General features: G+C 67.2%; 17 protein-coding genes and 1 tRNA gene. 6 read left to right on the forward strand and 12 right to left on the reverse strand.

Annotation, left to right across the window (positions count from 1 at the left end):
• Nucleotides 1-9: 9 nt before the first annotated feature.
• Nucleotides 10-1,185 carry an acetyl-CoA C-acyltransferase gene (locus F804_RS0112060; protein WP_022708001.1) on the forward strand — a complete coding sequence of 392 codons (1,176 nt, stop codon included), beginning with the start codon at nucleotides 10-12 and terminating at the stop codon, nucleotides 1,183-1,185.
• A gap of 141 nt (nucleotides 1,186-1,326) precedes the next feature.
• The gene (locus tag F804_RS16435) at nucleotides 1,327-2,238 is read left to right on the forward strand and encodes a polyprenyl synthetase family protein (RefSeq protein ID WP_169447695.1); all 912 of its coding nucleotides are present in this window, start codon (nucleotides 1,327-1,329) and stop codon (nucleotides 2,236-2,238) included.
• On the opposite strand, the gene F804_RS0112070 is transcribed toward F804_RS16435, so the two are convergent.
• The 8 genes from F804_RS0112070 to pdxH form a co-directional block, all read right to left on the reverse strand.
• Nucleotides 2,235-3,146, reverse strand: a complete 912-nt coding sequence (locus F804_RS0112070) for a phytoene/squalene synthase family protein (protein WP_040596018.1) — start codon at nucleotides 3,144-3,146, stop codon at nucleotides 2,235-2,237. The genes F804_RS16435 and F804_RS0112070 overlap by 4 nt on opposite strands.
• Complete coding sequence (locus F804_RS0112075) at nucleotides 3,143-4,627, reverse strand: phytoene desaturase (protein WP_022708002.1); 1,485 nt, start codon at nucleotides 4,625-4,627, stop codon at nucleotides 3,143-3,145. The genes F804_RS0112070 and F804_RS0112075 overlap by 4 nt, the downstream gene beginning before the upstream one ends.
• Entirely contained in the window at nucleotides 4,624-5,772 is a 1,149-nt protein-coding gene (crtY, locus tag F804_RS0112080; protein ID WP_022708003.1) for a lycopene beta-cyclase CrtY, read from the reverse strand. Before crtY ends, F804_RS0112075 begins: the two co-directional genes overlap by 4 nt.
• On the reverse strand, nucleotides 5,769-6,278 hold the full coding sequence (locus F804_RS0112085) for a sterol desaturase family protein (RefSeq protein WP_022708004.1): 510 nt from the start codon (nucleotides 6,276-6,278) through the stop codon (nucleotides 5,769-5,771). Before F804_RS0112085 ends, crtY begins: the two co-directional genes overlap by 4 nt.
• A 199-nt stretch (nucleotides 6,279-6,477) precedes the next feature.
• Nucleotides 6,478-6,554 (reverse strand) — tRNA-Pro (locus F804_RS0112090).
• Between the two features lie 42 nt (nucleotides 6,555-6,596).
• Entirely contained in the window at nucleotides 6,597-7,082 is a 486-nt protein-coding gene (locus tag F804_RS0112095) for a DUF192 domain-containing protein (protein WP_022708005.1), read from the reverse strand.
• Nucleotides 7,069-7,662 carry a cold-shock protein gene (locus tag F804_RS16440; protein ID WP_051142374.1) on the reverse strand — a complete coding sequence of 198 codons (594 nt, stop codon included), beginning with the start codon at nucleotides 7,660-7,662 and terminating at the stop codon, nucleotides 7,069-7,071. The genes F804_RS0112095 and F804_RS16440 overlap by 14 nt, the downstream gene beginning before the upstream one ends.
• Nucleotides 7,663-7,798: 136 nt before the next feature.
• Nucleotides 7,799-8,413 carry a pyridoxamine 5'-phosphate oxidase gene (pdxH, locus tag F804_RS0112105; RefSeq protein WP_022708006.1) on the reverse strand — a complete coding sequence of 205 codons (615 nt, stop codon included), beginning with the start codon at nucleotides 8,411-8,413 and terminating at the stop codon, nucleotides 7,799-7,801.
• Between the two features lie 82 nt (nucleotides 8,414-8,495).
• On the opposite strand from pdxH, the gene fabI reads away from it, so the two are divergent.
• The 4 genes from fabI (at nucleotide 8,496) to F804_RS17015 (ending at nucleotide 11,379) form a co-directional block, all read left to right on the forward strand.
• The gene (fabI, locus tag F804_RS0112110) at nucleotides 8,496-9,323 is read left to right on the forward strand and encodes an enoyl-ACP reductase FabI (RefSeq protein ID WP_022708007.1); all 828 of its coding nucleotides are present in this window, start codon (nucleotides 8,496-8,498) and stop codon (nucleotides 9,321-9,323) included.
• A 13-nt stretch (nucleotides 9,324-9,336) separates the two neighbouring features.
• Entirely contained in the window at nucleotides 9,337-9,945 is a 609-nt protein-coding gene (locus F804_RS0112115) for a LysE family translocator (RefSeq protein WP_022708008.1), read from the forward strand.
• A gap of 36 nt (nucleotides 9,946-9,981) precedes the next feature.
• Nucleotides 9,982-10,470, forward strand: a complete 489-nt coding sequence (gene gpt, locus F804_RS0112120) for a xanthine phosphoribosyltransferase (protein ID WP_022708009.1) — start codon at nucleotides 9,982-9,984, stop codon at nucleotides 10,468-10,470.
• A gap of 141 nt (nucleotides 10,471-10,611) precedes the next feature.
• On the forward strand, nucleotides 10,612-11,379 hold the full coding sequence (locus tag F804_RS17015; protein WP_022708010.1) for a PRC-barrel domain-containing protein: 768 nt from the start codon (nucleotides 10,612-10,614) through the stop codon (nucleotides 11,377-11,379).
• A gap of 54 nt (nucleotides 11,380-11,433) precedes the next feature.
• On the opposite strand, the gene trpE is transcribed toward F804_RS17015, so the two are convergent.
• Genes trpE through F804_RS17020 form a run of 4 tightly spaced genes read right to left on the reverse strand, consistent with a single transcriptional unit; the run spans nucleotide 11,434 to nucleotide 16,650 of the window.
• A complete protein-coding gene (gene trpE, locus F804_RS0112135; protein ID WP_022708011.1) occupies nucleotides 11,434-12,939 on the reverse strand; it encodes an anthranilate synthase component I in 1,506 nt (501 codons plus the stop codon).
• The gene (locus F804_RS0112140; RefSeq protein ID WP_040596027.1) at nucleotides 12,939-14,834 is read right to left on the reverse strand and encodes a SurA N-terminal domain-containing protein; all 1,896 of its coding nucleotides are present in this window, start codon (nucleotides 14,832-14,834) and stop codon (nucleotides 12,939-12,941) included. The genes trpE and F804_RS0112140 overlap by 1 nt, the downstream gene beginning before the upstream one ends.
• A 35-nt stretch (nucleotides 14,835-14,869) precedes the next feature.
• Complete coding sequence (locus F804_RS0112145) at nucleotides 14,870-16,054, reverse strand: aminotransferase (RefSeq protein ID WP_169447696.1); 1,185 nt, start codon at nucleotides 16,052-16,054, stop codon at nucleotides 14,870-14,872.
• Nucleotides 16,051-16,650, reverse strand: coding sequence for a hypothetical protein (locus F804_RS17020; protein ID WP_022708014.1), 600 nt, complete (start codon nucleotides 16,648-16,650; stop codon nucleotides 16,051-16,053). Before F804_RS17020 ends, F804_RS0112145 begins: the two co-directional genes overlap by 4 nt.
• Nucleotides 16,651-16,799 lie beyond the last annotated feature (149 nt).

Genomic DNA, 16,799 nt, shown 5'->3' on the forward strand with positions numbered 1-16,799 from the left:
GAGCGTTTCATGGACCCCATCGTCATCACCGGCGCGATGCGCACCCCGATGGGGGCATTCCAGGGCGATCTTGCCGCGATGGATGCCCCGACCCTTGGCGCGGCCGCGATCCGCGCCGCGCTGAACGGCCTGTCGCCCGACATGGTGGACGAGGTGCTGATGGGCTGCGTCCTGCCCGCGGGCCAGGGTCAGGCACCGGCACGTCAGGCGGCGCTTGGCGCCGGACTGCCGCTGTCGGCGGGCGCGACCACCATCAACAAGATGTGCGGATCGGGCATGAAGGCCGCGATGCTGGGCCATGACCTGATCGCCGCGGGATCGGCGGGCATCGTCGTCGCCGGCGGGATGGAGAGCATGTCGAACGCCCCCTACCTGCTGCCCAAGGCGCGGTCGGGGATGCGCATGGGCCATGACCGTGTGCTGGATCACATGTTCCTCGACGGGTTGGAGGACGCCTATGACAAGGGCCGCCTGATGGGCACCTTCGCCGAGGATTGCGCCGGCGATCACGGTTTCACCCGCGAGGCGCAGGACGACTATGCGCTGACCAGCCTGGCCCGCGCGCAGGACGCCATCGCCAGCGGTGCCTTCGCCGCCGAGATCGCGCCCGTGACCGTCACGGCACGCAAGGTGCAGACCACCGTCGATACCGACGAGATGCCCGGCAAGGCCCGCCCCGAGAAGATCCCCCATCTGAAGCCCGCCTTCCGTGACGGTGGCACGGTCACGGCGGCGAACAGCTCGTCGATCTCGGACGGGGCGGCGGCGCTGGTGATGATGCGCCAGTCGCAGGCCGAGAAGCTGGGCCTGACGCCGATCGCGCGGATCATCGGTCATGCGACCCATGCCGACCGTCCCGGCCTGTTCCCGACGGCCCCCATCGGCGCGATGCGCAAGCTGCTGGACCGCACGGACACCCGCCTTGGCGATTACGACCTGTTCGAGGTGAACGAGGCATTCGCCGTCGTCGCCATGATCGCGATGAAGGAGCTTGGCCTGCCACACGATGCCACGAACATCAACGGCGGGGCCTGCGCGCTTGGGCATCCCATCGGCGCGTCGGGGGCGCGGATCATGGTCACGCTGCTGAACGCGATGGCGGCGCGGGGCGCGACGCGCGGGGCCGCATCCGTCTGCATCGGCGGGGGCGAGGCGACGGCCATCGCGCTGGAACGGCTGAGCTAATTCATTTGCGCGAATCCGCGTTTTTCGTGCACGATGGGGGAACCGGAAACGGCCACGCCTGTTGTGGTTGCGTCGACCTGTCTTCGGGCCATGCCCGTGACGCGATGTGGCAGGCGCATGGGGCGTTGCCGATCCGGTCGCATGACTGACGCAACGAAGGCACCGATGACGCCCAAGCAGCAATTCCCCCTACGCGATCTGGTCGAGATCAGGCTGGCGCAGATCTCGGGCCAGTTCGGCGTGGTCTCGGCCCCGCTCGGCGCGGCCATGAGCGATGCCGCCCTGTCCCCCGGCAAACGCTTTCGCGCCGTGCTGATGCTGATGGTCGCCGAAAGCTCGGGCGGGGTCTGCGATGCGATGGTCGATGCCGCCTGCGCGGTCGAGATGGTCCATGCCGCATCGCTGATCTTCGACGACATGCCCTGCATGGACGATGCCAGGACCCGTCGCGGTCAGCCCGCCACCCATGTCGCCCATGGCGAGGGGCGCGCGGTGCTTGCGGGCATCGCCCTGATCACCGAGGCCATGCGGATTTTGGGCGAGGCGCGCGGCGCGACGCCGGATCAGCGCGCAAGGCTGGTCGCATCCATGTCGCGCGCGATGGGACCGGTGGGGCTGTGCGCAGGGCAGGATCTGGACCTGCACGCCCCCAAGGACGCCGCCGGGATCGAACGTGAACAGGACCTCAAGACCGGCGTGCTGTTCGTCGCGGGCCTCGAGATGCTGTCCATTATTAAGGGTCTGGACAAGGCCGAGACCGAGCAGCTCATGGCCTTCGGGCGTCAGCTTGGTCGGGTCTTCCAGTCCTATGACGACCTGCTGGACGTGATCGGCGACAAGGCCAGCACCGGCAAGGATACGGGGCGCGACACCGCCGCCCCCGGCCCAAAGCGCGGCCTGATGGCGGTCGGACAGATGGGCGACGTGGCGCAGCATTACCGCGCCAGCCGCGCGCAACTGGACGAGCTGATGCGCACCCGGCTGTTCCGCGGGGGGCAGATCGCGGACCTGCTGGCCCGCGTGCTGCCGCATGACATCCGCCGCAGCGCCTAGGCGCGCGGTCGGGTCCACAGGCCGTCGCGGCTGATTTCACCGCCGCGCAGGCGCGATGCGGCCGCGTCCAAGCCTCCGCGCGCCAGAAGCCCGATCTTGGCAGCCTTCGACGTGCTGATCCGCTGGCGATAGGCCTCGGGGCCACCCTGCCGGATGCGCGTCCCGATTGCGCGATAGATACGCAGCGCGGCGGCGATCGACCACGCGCAGCGCGGCGGCAGATGCGGAAGCCCCTGCCGCGCCGAGGCATAATAGGGCTCGGCCGCGTCAAGCAGGCGGATGATGACGGAATAGAGCGCGTCCGAAGGCACCGGACCCTCAACCGTCGCCCCCGCCTCGGCCAGCCAGTCGGCAGGCAGATAGCAGCGCCCGATGGCGGCATCGTCGATCACGTCGCGAGCGATGTTCGTCAGCTGGAACGCAAGGCCCAGATCGCAGGCGCGATCCAGCACCGCATCGTCCTGCACGCCCATCACCCGCGCCATCATCACGCCCACGACCCCCGCGACGTGGTAGGAATATTCCAGCACGTCATCCAGGCTGCGGTATTCGCGATCCGCGACATCCATCGCGAAACCCTCGATCAGGTCCATCGGCCAAAGGTCCGGGAAATCATGCCGCCGGGCGACCTGGCGCAGCGCCGCGAAGGGCGGCGACATCGGGCCGTCCTCGTGCAGCGCGGCCAGCGTGTCGGCGCGCAGCGCATCCAGCCGCGCCTGTGGGTCGCCGCCCGCCTCGGGGGCAGAACCCATCACCTGCCCGTCGATCACGTCATCCGCATGCCTGCACCAGGCATAGAGCATGACCGTATCCTCGCGGATGCCGGGCGGCATCAGCTTGGCCGCCTGCGCGAAGCTTTGCGAACCCTGCGCGATGGCCGCTTCGGAAGTCGCCGTCAGATCGGTCATGCGACGGCCAGGTCCGACAGCATGACCTGCGCCGTGGCCTTGGCGCTGCCAACGACACCCGGGATGCCCGCACCCGGATGCGTGCCCGCCCCCACGATGTAGAAGTTCGGGATCGCGCGGTCGCGGTTATGCGGGCGGAACCAGGCGGATTGCGTCAGGATCGGCTCGACCGAGAAGGCGCTGCCGTGATGGGCCGACAGTTCGGTGCTGAAATCGGCGGGGCTGAAGATGCGGCTGACGGTCAGGTGCTTGCGCAGGTCGGGGATGGCGCGGCGCTCCAGTTCCTCGAAGATGCGCTCGGCATAGCCCGGGGCCTCGGCTTCCCAATCGACATCGGCGCGGCCCAGATGCGGAACGGGCGCAAGGACGTAATGCGTGGACATCCCCTCGGGGGCCAGGCTGGGATCGGTCACGCAGGGCGAATGCAGATACATCGAGAAATCGTCCGGCAGGCGTGGCCCGTTGAAGATCTCGTTCACCAGCCCCTTGTAGCGCGGGCCGAAGATGACGCTGTGGTGGGCCAGGTTCTCGGGGCGCTTGGACAGGCCGAAATGCAGCACGAACAGCGACATCGACCAGCGCTGCCGGTTCAGGATCGCGGCCTTGGTGCGCCCGCGGCGGGTATGGCCCAGCAGGTCGCGATAGCTGTGCATCACGTCGCCGTTGCTGGCCACCGTATCCGCGCGCAACTGCCGCCCGTCCAGCAGCGTGACGCCCGTGGCGCGATCGCCCTCGGTGTCGATCCGCGTGACGCGGGCATTCAGCAGCAGCGTGCCGCCAAGACGCTCGAACAGGGCGACCATGCCCGCGACCAGCTGGTTGGTGCCGCCCTTGGCGAACCAGACGCCGCCGCGCCGTTCCAGCGCATGGATCAGCGCATAGATCGAGCTGGTCGAAAACGGGTTCCCGCCGACCAGCAGCGTGTGGAACGAGAAGGCCTGCCGCAGATGCGGGTCCTGGATGAAGCGCGCCACCATGCTGTGGACCGAGCGGTATGCCTGCAGGCGCATCAGCGCGGGCGCGGCGTTCAGCATCTGGCCCAGCTTCAGGAAGGGCGTGGTCCCCAGCTTCAGATACCCCTCGCGATAGACCTCCTCGGCGTAATCGTGGAAGCGGCGATAGCCATCGACATCGGCGGGATTGAAGGAGGCGACCTGGCGGATCAGCTCGTCGTCGTCGTTCACGTATTCGAAGCTGCGGCCGTCCGCCCATGTCAGCCGGTAGAAGGGCGAGACCGGCAGCAGCGTCACGTCACGCTCCATCGGTTGGCCGCTGAGGGCCCACAGCTCTCGCAGGCTGTCGGGGTCGGTCACGACCGTCGGGCCTGCATCGAAGACGTGGCCCTGATCGTTCCAGACATAGGCGCGGCCGCCGGGCTTGTCGCGGGCCTCGACGATGGTGGTCGCGATGCCGGCCGATTGCAGGCGGATGGCAAGCGCAAGCCCGCCGAAACCTGCGCCGATGACGATGGCGGAACTCATGCTCTCTCCTGCAGCAGGGGGCGTTCGGGCAGGCAGCGCACGGCCTGCGACAGCGGAATGGGCGGGCGTCCGGTGACGATGCGAAGCCGGTCGGCCAATGTCAGGCGCCCGGCATAGAAGCGCTCGATCAGCGGCTGCGGCAGGCGGTAGAACCGCTGCAGCAGGCGATAGCGACGGTCGGGCGGGCAGCCGCGGAACAGCATCCGGTTCAGCAGCCGCAGGAAGCGGTCGCGATCCGCGCGATCGATGGCCCAGCCGCGCACCGCGCGACGGGCGGACGCGGTCGTCAGGTCGCGCGCCGCGATGGCATCCGCGACCTGCGCGGCATAGGGCAGCGAATATCCGGTGACGGGGTGGAACAGCCCTGCCCCCAGCCCAACCGGCACCGCCCCCTGCGCGTGGTCGCGCCAGAAGCCTATGGCGTCATGGGCCAGCGCGATGGGCAGGATGCCCCTTTCGCGCCGCATCTCCTGCCCGGTCCAGCCCCGCCTGGCGGCATAGTCCAGCGACGCCTGCGCCAGCGCGCCATCGTCCAGATCGCCGCCGTCGCTGTAGCGCGTATCCTCGATCAGGATGCGGGTGGGACTGAAGGGCAGCAGATAGATGAAGCGGTACCCGTCCATCTGCGGAACGGTCGCGTCCATGATCATCGGGCGCTCGACGCCATGGGGGGCGTCGGTCTCGATCTCGACGCCCACGAATTTCTGGAAACCCACGGTCAGGTGCGGGGTCTCGACGGCACCACGGGCGTCGATCACGCAGGCAGCCTCGATCCGCGAGCCGTCCGTCAGCGTCGCGCCGGTATCGTCCAGCGTCGCGACATGCGTATTCCACCGCAGATCGACACCCTGCAGCAGCCCGATCAGCGCGCCCGCCTCGATCGAGCCATAGCCTGTCGTCAGGCGGCGCGAATGGTCGGGAAACGCGACCTCCTGATCCGTCCATTCGCCGCGACGAATGGGCGACAGGCGCGCCAGCCATTCGGGCGAAAGATCCGTGTCGTGGCAGGACCAGGTGTGCTGGTCCGAGGGGCCGGACCGCGCGTCGAGCATCACGATGCGCGCATCCGGTCTGCGGTCGCGAACGGCAAGCGCGATCAGCGCACCGGACAGCCCCGCGCCCGCGATCAGCAGATCATGGCTCATGTATTGCGATCCGCCCCTTCGCGGTCCTTCAGCAGCGCGCCCGAGCGTTTCAGCTCTGCCTTGAGGCTGTCGACCGAGGGCGCCCAGATGAAACCGAAGCTGACGCAGTTCTCGCGGCCATGGACCGCGTGATGCATCCTGTGTGCCTGGTAGACGCGACGAAGATAGCCGCGCTTGGGGACATAGCGGAACGGCCAGCGCCCATGCACCAAGCCGTCATGCAGGAAATAGTAGATCAGCCCGTAGCAGGTGACCCCCACCGCCAGCCACCAGGCCAGATCCGACCCCATCGCGCCGATCGCGAACAGCACGATCGAGATTACCGCGAAGATGACGCCATAGAGGTCGTTCTTCTCGAGCGCGTGGTCGTGATCCTCGTCGTGGTGCGATTTATGCCAGCCCCAGCCCAGGGGGCCATGCATGATCCACCGATGGACGGAGTAGGCCGTCAGCTCCATCGCGGCGACGGTCAGGATGACGGTCAGGATTGCGGCCCAAGTGCTCATGCCGGCCCCTTGCTTGATATGACAGGGAACAGGCTACGCTGCCGCGCGGTGCATGACCAGCCCATCGGGGTGCGACCAAAGGGCATCGCGTGACATCTGCGTTCAGGGCTCATAGGCGGATCATCCGTGACATTCGCCGCCGAACGCGGCAGGCGCATCACGCGTTCCGTCGCTGGAAATATTAATGTTTTCCCGAAGATGGTCGGGGCGAGAGGATTCGAACCTCCGACCTACGGTACCCAAAACCGTCGCGCTACCAGGCTGCGCTACGCCCCGACTGCGGAAGGCTTTAGCCGATTGTTCCGGCAAGGGAAAGACCTAGTCGCAGGCCAGGACCGCATTGTCGCCCATGCCCGGATGCGCCATCGGCTGACCGGGCTTCAGGCCAAGGCGATCCGCCTCTCCGCCCGCGATTTCGAGGACGAACAGCCGGTCGGGGTCCGGATCGCCGACCGCCGCGCCCGGAATGGGCGTCTCGTCCAGCGGGCGCGCATTGCGGTGGATGTGGCGGATGACGCCGGTTTCATCCGCAAAGACCATGTCCAGCGGGATCAGTGTGTTGCGCATCCAGAAGGACACCGGCTGGGGCGATTCGTAGATGAACAGCATTCCGGTGCCCGCAGGCAGCTCCTTGCGGAACATCAGGCCCTGCGCGCGCTCTTCGGGGCTGTCCGCGACCTCGACCCGAAACCCGAGCGTTTCCGCACCGGTATCGACGACAAGACTGCCGGGCGCGCATTCCACCGCCGCCGCGGCGGCGGGCATCAGGACCGCAAGAAGCGCTGCGGCCTTACTCGGCCACATGGGCAAGATAGGACTGCTCGGCGCCGAGATCCTGCTGACCCTGCGCATCCTCGTTCCGGTCATGCAGCGCCAGGTCCCATGCCGCGATCTGCGCGGCCATCAGCCCGCGCGGACCCTCGACGACGCGGAGGCAGATCGCCTCGCCGATCACGAGGTCCGAGAAGCCGGAATGACGGAGCACCTCGATATGGATGAACACGTCCTCGGGGTGGCCGAAGATGTTGGCGAAGCCGAAGCCCTTGGCCTTGTCGAACCACTTGACGCGGGCCGGACGCAGCGGCAGCGCGTCCAGATGCTCGATCACCTCGGCATCCAGATCGGCGATGGGGGGCTGGCCGTCGCTTTCGGGCGGTTCGATCGACAGGACCTCGGCGGCCTGGACGCCGCGCTGCGTGTCCTGGACCTTGACGGTCACGCGGGACTGGTCCGCGACCGAGCTGCGGCCGAAGTTGCGCAGGACATTCGCATGCAGCAAAATGTCCGCCCCACCTTCGCTATTGAGGATGAAGCCGTAACCTTTGGCGGGGTCGAACCACTTCACCAAACCGGTCGCCAGCTTCATGCCGCTGTCTTCTGTCATCGCTTTCCCACAGTCACTATTGAACCAATCAAGATACAGAGAATATTCGCAGTATTAACTCTCCACAACAACATACCCGCCGGAGATAGCGCTTGTCCTCCTATATTTAACGACAGTGGCGTGATGTCGCCGATCGTCAGGGACACAATCGTTTGATATCCCAATCGGATTGCCCGTTTCTTGTCCACACAAATCGGTCATGAAGCCGGAATGCGCCATCCGCCCAGAACTCGATCTGGGTCGGACGAATCCTGAAACCTCCCCAGAAGGGCGGCCGTTCGGGCTGCGTTCCGTGGCGCAGACCGGCCTTGGCGACATCGGCCATCAGACTGGTGCGGCTGTCCAGCGGGCGCGACTGCCGCGAGGCCCAGGCACCCAGCCTGCTCTGCAGGGCGCGGCTGCCATAGTATTCGTCGGCCTGCGGACCCTCTTCGCGTTCGACATGGCCGCGGACGCGGATCTGGCGGCGCAGCGACTTCCAGTGAATCACGAAGGCCGCCTGGGCATTCTCGGCCAGCTGCATGCCCTTCGCGCTTTCGTAGTTGGTGTAGAAGACGAAGCTGCCATCCGCCCCCTGCCCGTCCACGTCCTTCAGCAGGACCATCCGCACATCGGGCATTCCCGTGGCGTCAGAGGTCGCAAGGGCGATGGCATTGGGGTCGTTCGGTTCGGACTGCTCGGCCTCTTGCAGCCAAGAACGGACGATCTCGAAGGGGTCGTCGCCCGCGAATATTCCGCCTCGGTCGGTCATGGCGCTGGTCCTTGTGCTTGATGCGGCAGGGCAGTTGGCCTAATCACCGCTGATACTGGGTTGAAAGCGCGGGGGACATTACATGTCAAGCGATCACAAGGGCGGCCTGATGGCCGGCAAGCGCGGCCTCATCATGGGGCTTGCCAACGACAAGTCGATTGCCTGGGGCATCGCCAGGGCGCTTGCATCCGAGGGGGCCGAGCTTGCCTTCAGCTATCAGGGTGAATCGCTCAAGAAGCGCGTCGACCCGCTGGCGGCCCAACTGGGCTCGAATACCGTGCTGCCCTGCGACGTGTCGGATGGCGAGTCGATCGACCAGCTGTTCGCGGCCCTGTCCGAGAAATGGGGCAAGATCGACTTCCTCGTCCACGCCATCGGCTTCTCGGACAAGGAACAGCTGCGCGGCCGCTATGCCGAGACCACGCGCGAGAACTTCCTGATGACGATGGACATTTCCGTCTACAGCTTCACCGCCGTCGCCCGTCGCGCCGCCGCGATGATGACGGATGGCGGCTCGATGCTGACGCTGACCTATTACGGTGCCGAACGCGTCATGCCGCATTACAATGTCATGGGCGTCGCCAAGGCCGCGCTCGAGGCGTCCGTCCGCTACCTGGCCGAGGATTTCGGCAAGGACGACATCCGCGTGAACGCGATCAGCGCGGGTCCGATCAAGACGCTGGCCGCTTCGGGCATCGGCGATTTCCGCTATATCATGAAGTGGAACGAGCTGAACTCTCCTCTGCGTCGCAATGTCACGCAGGAAGACGTTGGGAACTCGGCGCTGTACCTGCTGTCGCGCCTGGGTTCGGGCGTCACCGGCGAGACGCATCACGTCGATGCGGGCTATCACGTGGTGGGGATGAAGGCCGTGGACGCGCCCGACATCGCCACGACCAAGAAGGACTGAGGACGGCAGGGCCTTGCTGAACATCACGCTGGATCAGCTGGCCCTGTTCGTGGCCACCCTGACGGCCGCGATCCTGTCGCCGGGTCCCGGCGTGATCGCGGTCAGCCAGGGGGCATTCTCGCTTGGGCGCAGGTCGGCGCTGGCCTATGGCTGGGGGCTGGCGCTCGGGGCGTCGTTCTGGTGCCTCTTTGCGCTGCTGGGGCTGACGGCGCTGTTCCGCGTCGCCCCCTGGACGCTGATCGCCATGAAGGTGGCGGGCGGCACCTACCTGATCCATATCGGGCTGAAGATGTGGCGCCATGCCGCCGATCCCCTGCCCGAGGGCGGAAATCCCGGCATGGGCTTTGCCGGCGGCATCGCGCTGAACATGTCGAACCCCAAGCCCGCGCTCTTCTACTCGGCCGTGCTGCTGTCGATCTTTCCCGCCATCCTTGCCCCGATGGACAAGGGCGCGATCTACCTGACAGCCTTGTCGGTCGAGCTTTTCTTCTATACCGCGCTTGCATTGCTCATGGCGCTGCCGGTTCTCCGGAAACGCTATCACGCAGCCAAGTTCTGGATCGACCGCGGCGCGGGGCTGGCCATCGCCGCCCTCGGCGCCTCGCTGATCCTGCGTCACTGAGAAGGCCCCGCCGGCCAGAATTGAAGGAAGGGAACGATGAACGATCGCCTGCCCCACGAAAAAGGTTTTCACGTCAGCTGGGACCAGCTGCACCGCGACGCGCGCGCCCTGGCGTGGCGCCTTGACGGCAAGGACTGGCGCGCGGTCGTCGCGATCACCCGCGGCGGCCTTGTGCCCGCGATGATCGTCGCGCGCGAACTGGACATCCGCACGATCGACACGATCAGCGTGAAATCCTATCACAAGCAGGAACAGGGCGGCCTGAAGGTCCTGAAATCGCCCGATCCCGAACTGATGGGCGACGGCGAAGGCATCCTCGTCATCGACGACCTGGTCGATTCCGGGCGCACGCTGGAACTGGTCCGCCAGATGTATCCGAAGGCGCATCTGGGCACCGTCTATGCCAAGCCGAAGGGAAAACCGCAGGTTCACACTTATGTGACCGAGGTTAGCCAGGACACCTGGATCTTCTTCCCCTGGGACATGGCGCTGCAGTATGTGCAGCCTTTCCGGGGCGAAGACTGAGAATCACGGACCTTTCGACAAGGTTTCAGGGCACCGGCGGCTTTCCACCGGTGCCCTTTGTCTTGGGAACCGTGCTTTCAGATTGTGCATTGTCCATTCATCCAACGTGGCAGCGTGCCACGCAGTCAAAAGGAGATTGACATGCGCAACATTCTGATGACGACCGCCCTGGTCCTGCCGATCGGCTTCGGTGCCGCATACGCTCAGGATAGCATGGCAACCGAACCCGCCGCAGAAGACACGATGACCCAGACCGAGCCGATGGCCACCGACCCGGCGAACGACCCGGCTGGCGAAGATGCGATGGCCGCGGACGCCGAGGCCGATGCCGCCGCAGCCGAGCAGGAAGCAGCCGCAGCCGAGGCCGCCGAGATGGTCGAGGTCGAGCAGGCCCAGAACGAGCTGCGCCTCGACTGGATCACCGGCACGAACGTCACCTCGCCTGAAGGCGACGATATCGGCGAGATCAACGACCTGATCATCGACGGCGACACCGGCGAGATGAAGGCCGCGATCATCGGCGTCGGCGGCTTCCTCGGCATCGGCGAGAAGCAGATCGCCCTGCCCTGGACCGACCTGACGGTCAACTCGGACGCGCAGGAAATCACCGCGACCCTGACGCAGGAACAGGCCGACGCCGCGCCGGAATACGTCTTCCGCGATCAGGCCGCGACCGAGGCCGAGACCACCGACGCCATGAGCGGCGACGAGGCTGCCGACCCGATGGCCGCCGATCCGATGGCTGCCGAGGGCGAGGATCCGATGGCCGAGCCGACCGCGCCGATGGACGGTGAGAACATGGAACCGGGCGACATGGAGGCCGGTGACACCGAAGCCAACATGGAAGAAGCCGAGAGCGACATGACGGGCAACGATCCGAACGCGCCCGAGACCACTCCGGCGAACTGATCTGCCTTGGACTGATCCAAGATAAGGCGGCCCTATCGGGCCGCCTTTTTCATGTCAGCCGTTGCCGCGCACGAAGCGGGCCGCACCTTCGGCGGCGCGTTGCAGGGCGCGGCTCTTGTTCACCGTCTCCTGGAACTCGGCCTCGGGGTCGCTGTCATAGACGACGCCGCCGCCCGCCTGGATATACAGGCTGTCATCCTTGATGACGCCGGTGCGCAGGGCGATGCACATGTCCATCTCTCCATTGGCGGCGAAGTAGCCGACCGCGCCGCCATAGACGCCGCGCTTCTCGGGCTCCAGCTCGTCGATGATCTCCATCGCGCGGACCTTCGGGGCACCCGAAACCGTGCCCGCAGGCAGACCGGCCAGCAGCGCGGACAGTGCATCCTCGCCCTCGCGCAGTTCGCCGACGACGTTCGAGACGATATGCATGACGTGGCTGTAACGCTCGATCACGAATTTCTCGGTCGGGCGGACGGTGCCCGGGCGGGCGACGCGACCCACGTCGTTGCGACCCAGGTCCAGCAGCATCAGATGTTCGGCCAGCTCCTTCTGGTCCGACAGCAGATCCTCTTCCAGCGCGCGATCCTCGGCCTCGTCGGCACCACGCGGACGCGTGCCTGCGATGGGACGGATCGTCACCTCTCCCTCTCGCAGGCGCACGAGGATCTCGGGGCTGGCACCGACGATATGGAAGCCGTCCATGTTCAGGTAGAACATGAAGGGCGACGGGTTCGTCCGGCGCAGGCTGCGATAGAGCGCGAAGGGCGGCAGCGGGAAGTCCATCTTCCAGCGCTGCGACGGGACGACCTGGAAGATGTCCCCGGCGCGGATATATTCCTTGGCCTTCTCGACCGCGCCCAGGTAGTCGGCCTTCGCGAAGTTCGAGACGGGTTCGCCGATCTGGCGGTCCTCGCCCAGGGCGCGGGGTTCCGAGGGCTGACGGTCCAGCGAGCGCAGCGCCTCCATCACGCGTTCGGCGGCGCGGGCATAGGCGGCGCGGGCATTGTCGTCGCCGTCATGCCATGCGGGCGCGCATAGCGTGACCTCGCCCTTGACCCCGTCCAGCACCGCCACCACGGACGGGCGCATCAGGATCGCGTCGGGCAGGTCCAGCGGATCGGGGTTCACATCGGGCAGGTTCTCGACCAGCCGGATCATGTCGTAACCCAGGTACCCGAACAGCCCCGCCGCGACCGGGGGCACGCCGTCGGGCATGTTCTCGATCCGGCTCTCGGCGATCAGCGCGCGCAGGCTGTCCAGCGCATGGCGCGGATCGTCCTCGAACTGGTCCGAGAAGCGCGCCTGCCGATTGATCCGCGCATTGCCGTCGCGGCATTGCCACACCAGGTCGGGCTTCATCCCCACGATCGAGTACCTGCCGCGAACCTCGCCGCCGGTCACGGATTCCAGCATGAAGCTCTGGGGTCCGGCCTCGGCCAGTTTCAGCATCAGGCTGACGGGCGTGTCCAGGTCGGCCGCAAGGCTGATCGTGACAAGCTGGTTGCGGCCGGCATTCCATTCGGCCTCGAAGGCCGAGAACTCGGGATGGATCTGCATCACTGCACCTGGGAATTGACGGATTCGACGGCCTGCTGGTTGACCGTCACATCCAGGTTGCGCTGCACGTGGCGCGCATAGAAGTCGAAGATGTCGCCCTGCAGCGACTGGTTCAGTCGCGCGCTCAGCGCATCGCGGATGCCTGCGGCGTTGTCGTCGGACAGGTCGGCCTCGGTCACCTGGTCCAGCCGCACGAGGAAGACGCGATTACCCGCATCGACGACCTCGGTCTCTCCGGTCTCGTCCAGATCGAAGGCCTGCGACAGGATCTGCTGCGGCAGATCGCCAAGATAGGCGTCGCGCGACAGGTCGGTCTCGGCGGTCCAGTCCAGCGGCGCGTCCTGACGGGCGGGCTGGGCGGGTTCGGCATCGACCGATGCGGGCACGTCATCCGACATTTCCTGCAGGCGCAGGTCCGCGGCGCGCGCCAGCAGCTGGCGGTGCATCTCGGACTGGCGCCAGTCGGCCTCAACCTCGTCGCGGACCTCCTCGAAGGGGATCAGCGAAGGCGGGACGATCTCGTCCAGCCGGGCCGCGAAGACGCCGCCATCGGCCAGCTCGTGCAGTTCGGGGAAATCGCTTGCGGTGATCTGTGCGGCAACCTCGCGGAAGCCGTCATAGCCTGCGATGCTGCCGCCCTCGGGCTGCAGTTCGGCGGTCCAGTCGATCTGGCCCAGCTCCATCTCGGTATCCTCGGCGATCTCCTCCAGCGGGACGCCGCCGGCCAGAAGATCCTCGTAGTCCGGGCTGCGGGTCGCGATCTGGCGCGCGGCGCGGTCGATGGCGGCCTCGGTGCGCAGATCCTCCTGCGCCTGCTCGAACGGGATGTCGATCGGATCGAGGATCGCGTTCACCTGGAACAGCGCCGGGCCAAGATCGGTCTGCAGCGGGCCTGCGACGCCCGTGTCCTGCAGCGCGAAGACCTCGGGGCCGTTCGCGCCAAGCTGGGCCTCGGTCACCTCGCCCATATCCGCATCCTCGGCGGTCAGGCCGCGTGCCAGCACGAAGCTGTCGAAATCGGCCTCACCGGCCTCGATCTGCGCAAGCGCGGCATCCGCCTCCTCTTGCGAGGGGAAGACCAGGCGGCTGACGATGCGGCGCTCGGGCTGCTGGTATTCGTCGATATGCTGTTCATAGGTCGCGCGCAGGGCGTCCTCGTCCAGCTCGACCTCGGGGGCCAGCCGGTCGGGTGTGACCCAGGCATAGGTCAGCTTGCGCGTCTCGGGGGCGGTGAAGCGGTCGGCATTGGCCTGATGCCAGGCGCGCAGCGTCTCGTCGTCGGGGGTCGCCAGGCCTTCGGTCAGATCGGCCTCGGTCAGTTCGACCCAGGACAGGTCGCGGGTCTGCAGGATCCAGCGCGCGGTCTGATCGACCATCGCATCGGGTGCCGCGACGCCGCCCACGACGGCACGCTGCAGGATCAGGCGGGCCTCATCCTCGCGGATCTGTTCCTCGAAGCTGCTCTCGGTATAGCCCTCGCGCTGGAGGACCTGGCCATAGGCGGTGCGGTCGAAATCGCCGTTCGGCCCCTGGAAGGCGCCCAGCCCGCGGATCGCCTGCGCGACCTGGCTGTCGCCGACCGACACACCGATGCGGCCCGCCTCTTCGGCCAGGGCCGCGGCCGAGACCAGCTGCTGGACGACCGATTGCGGCACGCCCATCTCGCGGGCCTGCGCCATGGTGATGCGCTGACCGCTTTGCTGGGAAATCGCGTTGATCTGCGCCTGCAGGGCACGACCGTAATCCTGGGCGGTGATGTCGGTATCGCCGACCTTGCCCAGACGGGTGGACCCGCCCGAGAAGCTGGTGACGCCGAAGCCGCCCAGCCCCATCACCATCAGACCCATCAGGATCCAGACGATGGACGATTTCCCCTTGGTGCGCAGATTGGGCATGGTCGGCATTCCTCGTGGTCTTGTCGCTGCTGTCTTTAGGACGCGGGCACGTCAGCCACAAGTGCGGCCAGCCGGTCGGCCAGAATGCCGATCCCGTCCACGTCGACATTGGCGAAGGCGATGCGCAGATGGCGCGGGCCCTGCGGGTCGTCATCCGGGGCGAACATGGTGCCGGGCAGCGCCAGGACACCGGCCTCGGCGACCATGCGGCGGGCCAGCTCGTTCGAGGGCTCGTCGAAGGGATGTTCCAGCCACGCGAAATAGGCGCCCGCGCTTTTCAGCGTCCAGCCGGGGATCGCGCCCAGCTTGTCGACCGTGGCGGCACGGCGCGCAAGGATCTCGGCCCGTTCGCCCTGCACCCAGTCGCCAAGGTTGCGCATCCCCCACAGCGCCGCGATCTGGCCCAGCTGGTTGGGGCAGATCGCGACGGTGTCGAGAAACTTCTCGACCTCGACCATGAAATCCGCATCCGCGATCAGCGCGCCTACCCGGTGGCCCGTCAGGCGGTAGGTCTTCGAGAAACTGTAGAGCTGCACGACACGGCCGCCATCGCGGGCGCGAAGGTCGTGGACCGGACCGGGACGCGAATCGAAATCACGATAGGTCTCGTCCACGATCAGCGTCAGGCCCGCGCGGCTGGCCACGTCGTGGAAAGCCGCGACCAGCCCCTGCGGATATTCCGCGCCGGTGGGATTGTTGGGCGTGACCAGCACGATGGCACGCGTGCGCTCGGTGATCAGGCGCGCGGCCTCGTCGGGGTCGGGCAGCATCCCCTCGCGGCAGGGCAAGGGGACGGCGCGGACGCCCGCCATGTCCAGCCACATCTTGTGGTTGAAATACCACGGCGTCGGCAGGATCACCTCGTCCCCCGGACCGGCAAGGGCCGCGATCGCGGCGCAGAACGCCTGGTTACAGCCCTGCGTGATCGCGACCTGCGATGCGTCCAGCGCCACCCCGGGCAACGAGAAGGCATCCGCCACCGCCTGCCGCAATTCCGGATCGCCCATCACCGGACCGTAAAGATGCGCCTCGGGCATGTTCAGCGCGGCATCCGCGATGACGCGGCGCAGCGCCTCGGGCGGGGGCGCGACGGGGGCGGCCTGGCTGACATTAATCAGCGGGCGTTCGGGGGTGAAGCTGACGCCATCCAGCCAGCGGCGGGCCTCCATCACGGGCGGCACGAAGGTCTGGGTCAGGGCGGGATTGAGGGGGCGCATCAGCGTTGTTCTATTCCGGGCAGGTCAGAGAGATCGGGAAGCGACAAATCCAGCGCGGGCGACGGCAGTGCGGGCGGCTGGGCGGTGTCGCCCGTTGCGGGGCGTTCGGGCAGGCTGTCGGGCGCGGCGCCCTGCTGGGGCCGCGGGGCCGCGGCGTCGGTGCGCGTGGCCTGCGGCGCTGCGGGCAGGTCCAGCTGCGGGGCGATCTCGGCGCTGTCGGGGCGGGACTGGACCGGCCCTTCGGGCTGCCCTTGGGTCTGAGGGCGGGCGTTGTCGACGGGTGCGCGAACGGGCGCGGGCTCGGCCACGGGCGCGCGCACCGCCATCGGCTCGGACTGGCGGGATGTCTCGGCGACCGGTGCGGGAAGACGCGGCGCGACATCGCCGCCGCGTCCGAACTCGGACCCGACCGGCAGGCCGACCTCGTCGGCGACGGGGGCGTCGGGATCGCGGGGCGCGGGCTCGGGCGTGGCAGCCGGTGCAGGCTCGGGCTGTTCCGGGGCCGGTCGGTCCAGCGGCGCCGCCAGCGACAGCGCGACCAGCCCCGCCACGCCGATCAGCGCACCGTGAAACGCCCCTTTTCCGAAACCCGTCGCCATTCCGCCCTGCTTTCGCTTCGGTCCGAACCCCACGAAGGGGCCGTCCCTGCCTGTCATCACGCACGTTTTCCGGGCTGTCGGTCTTGACCCCCGGTCGCGCTTTGCCACATCTATAGCCGACGCCGAAGCAGGGGGAAACCGCCCCTGCG

The organism is Paracoccus zeaxanthinifaciens ATCC 21588 (assembly GCF_000420145.1).
GTDB lineage: Bacteria > Pseudomonadota > Alphaproteobacteria > Rhodobacterales > Rhodobacteraceae > Paracoccus > Paracoccus zeaxanthinifaciens.

Excerpts from the sequence above, each read along its gene's own strand:
- F804_RS16440 (WP_051142374.1), bottom strand. The coding sequence starts at position 7,662 with ATGACAGAAGACAGCGGCATGAAGCTGGCGACCGGTTTGGTGAAGTGG.
- F804_RS17015 (WP_022708010.1), top strand. The coding sequence starts at position 10,612 with ATGCGCAACATTCTGATGACGACCGCCCTGGTCCTGCCGATCGGCTTC.
- F804_RS0112085 (WP_022708004.1), bottom strand. The coding sequence starts at position 6,278 with ATGAGCACTTGGGCCGCAATCCTGACCGTCATCCTGACCGTCGCCGCG.
- F804_RS0112070 (WP_040596018.1), bottom strand. The coding sequence starts at position 3,146 with ATGACCGATCTGACGGCGACTTCCGAAGCGGCCATCGCGCAGGGTTCG.
- F804_RS0112140 (WP_040596027.1), bottom strand. The coding sequence starts at position 14,834 with ATGCCCAATCTGCGCACCAAGGGGAAATCGTCCATCGTCTGGATCCTG.
- F804_RS0112095 (WP_022708005.1), bottom strand. The coding sequence starts at position 7,082 with ATGTGGCCGAGTAAGGCCGCAGCGCTTCTTGCGGTCCTGATGCCCGCC.
- crtY (WP_022708003.1), bottom strand. The coding sequence starts at position 5,772 with ATGAGCCATGATCTGCTGATCGCGGGCGCGGGGCTGTCCGGTGCGCTG.
- F804_RS0112060 (WP_022708001.1), top strand. The coding sequence starts at position 10 with ATGGACCCCATCGTCATCACCGGCGCGATGCGCACCCCGATGGGGGCA.
- gpt (WP_022708009.1), top strand. The coding sequence starts at position 9,982 with ATGAACGATCGCCTGCCCCACGAAAAAGGTTTTCACGTCAGCTGGGAC.
- fabI (WP_022708007.1), top strand. The coding sequence starts at position 8,496 with ATGTCAAGCGATCACAAGGGCGGCCTGATGGCCGGCAAGCGCGGCCTC.
- F804_RS17020 (WP_022708014.1), bottom strand. The coding sequence starts at position 16,650 with ATGGCGACGGGTTTCGGAAAAGGGGCGTTTCACGGTGCGCTGATCGGC.
- F804_RS16435 (WP_169447695.1), top strand. The coding sequence starts at position 1,327 with ATGACTGACGCAACGAAGGCACCGATGACGCCCAAGCAGCAATTCCCC.
- pdxH (WP_022708006.1), bottom strand. The coding sequence starts at position 8,413 with ATGACCGACCGAGGCGGAATATTCGCGGGCGACGACCCCTTCGAGATC.
- F804_RS0112075 (WP_022708002.1), bottom strand. The coding sequence starts at position 4,627 with ATGAGTTCCGCCATCGTCATCGGCGCAGGTTTCGGCGGGCTTGCGCTT.
- trpE (WP_022708011.1), bottom strand. The coding sequence starts at position 12,939 with ATGCAGATCCATCCCGAGTTCTCGGCCTTCGAGGCCGAATGGAATGCC.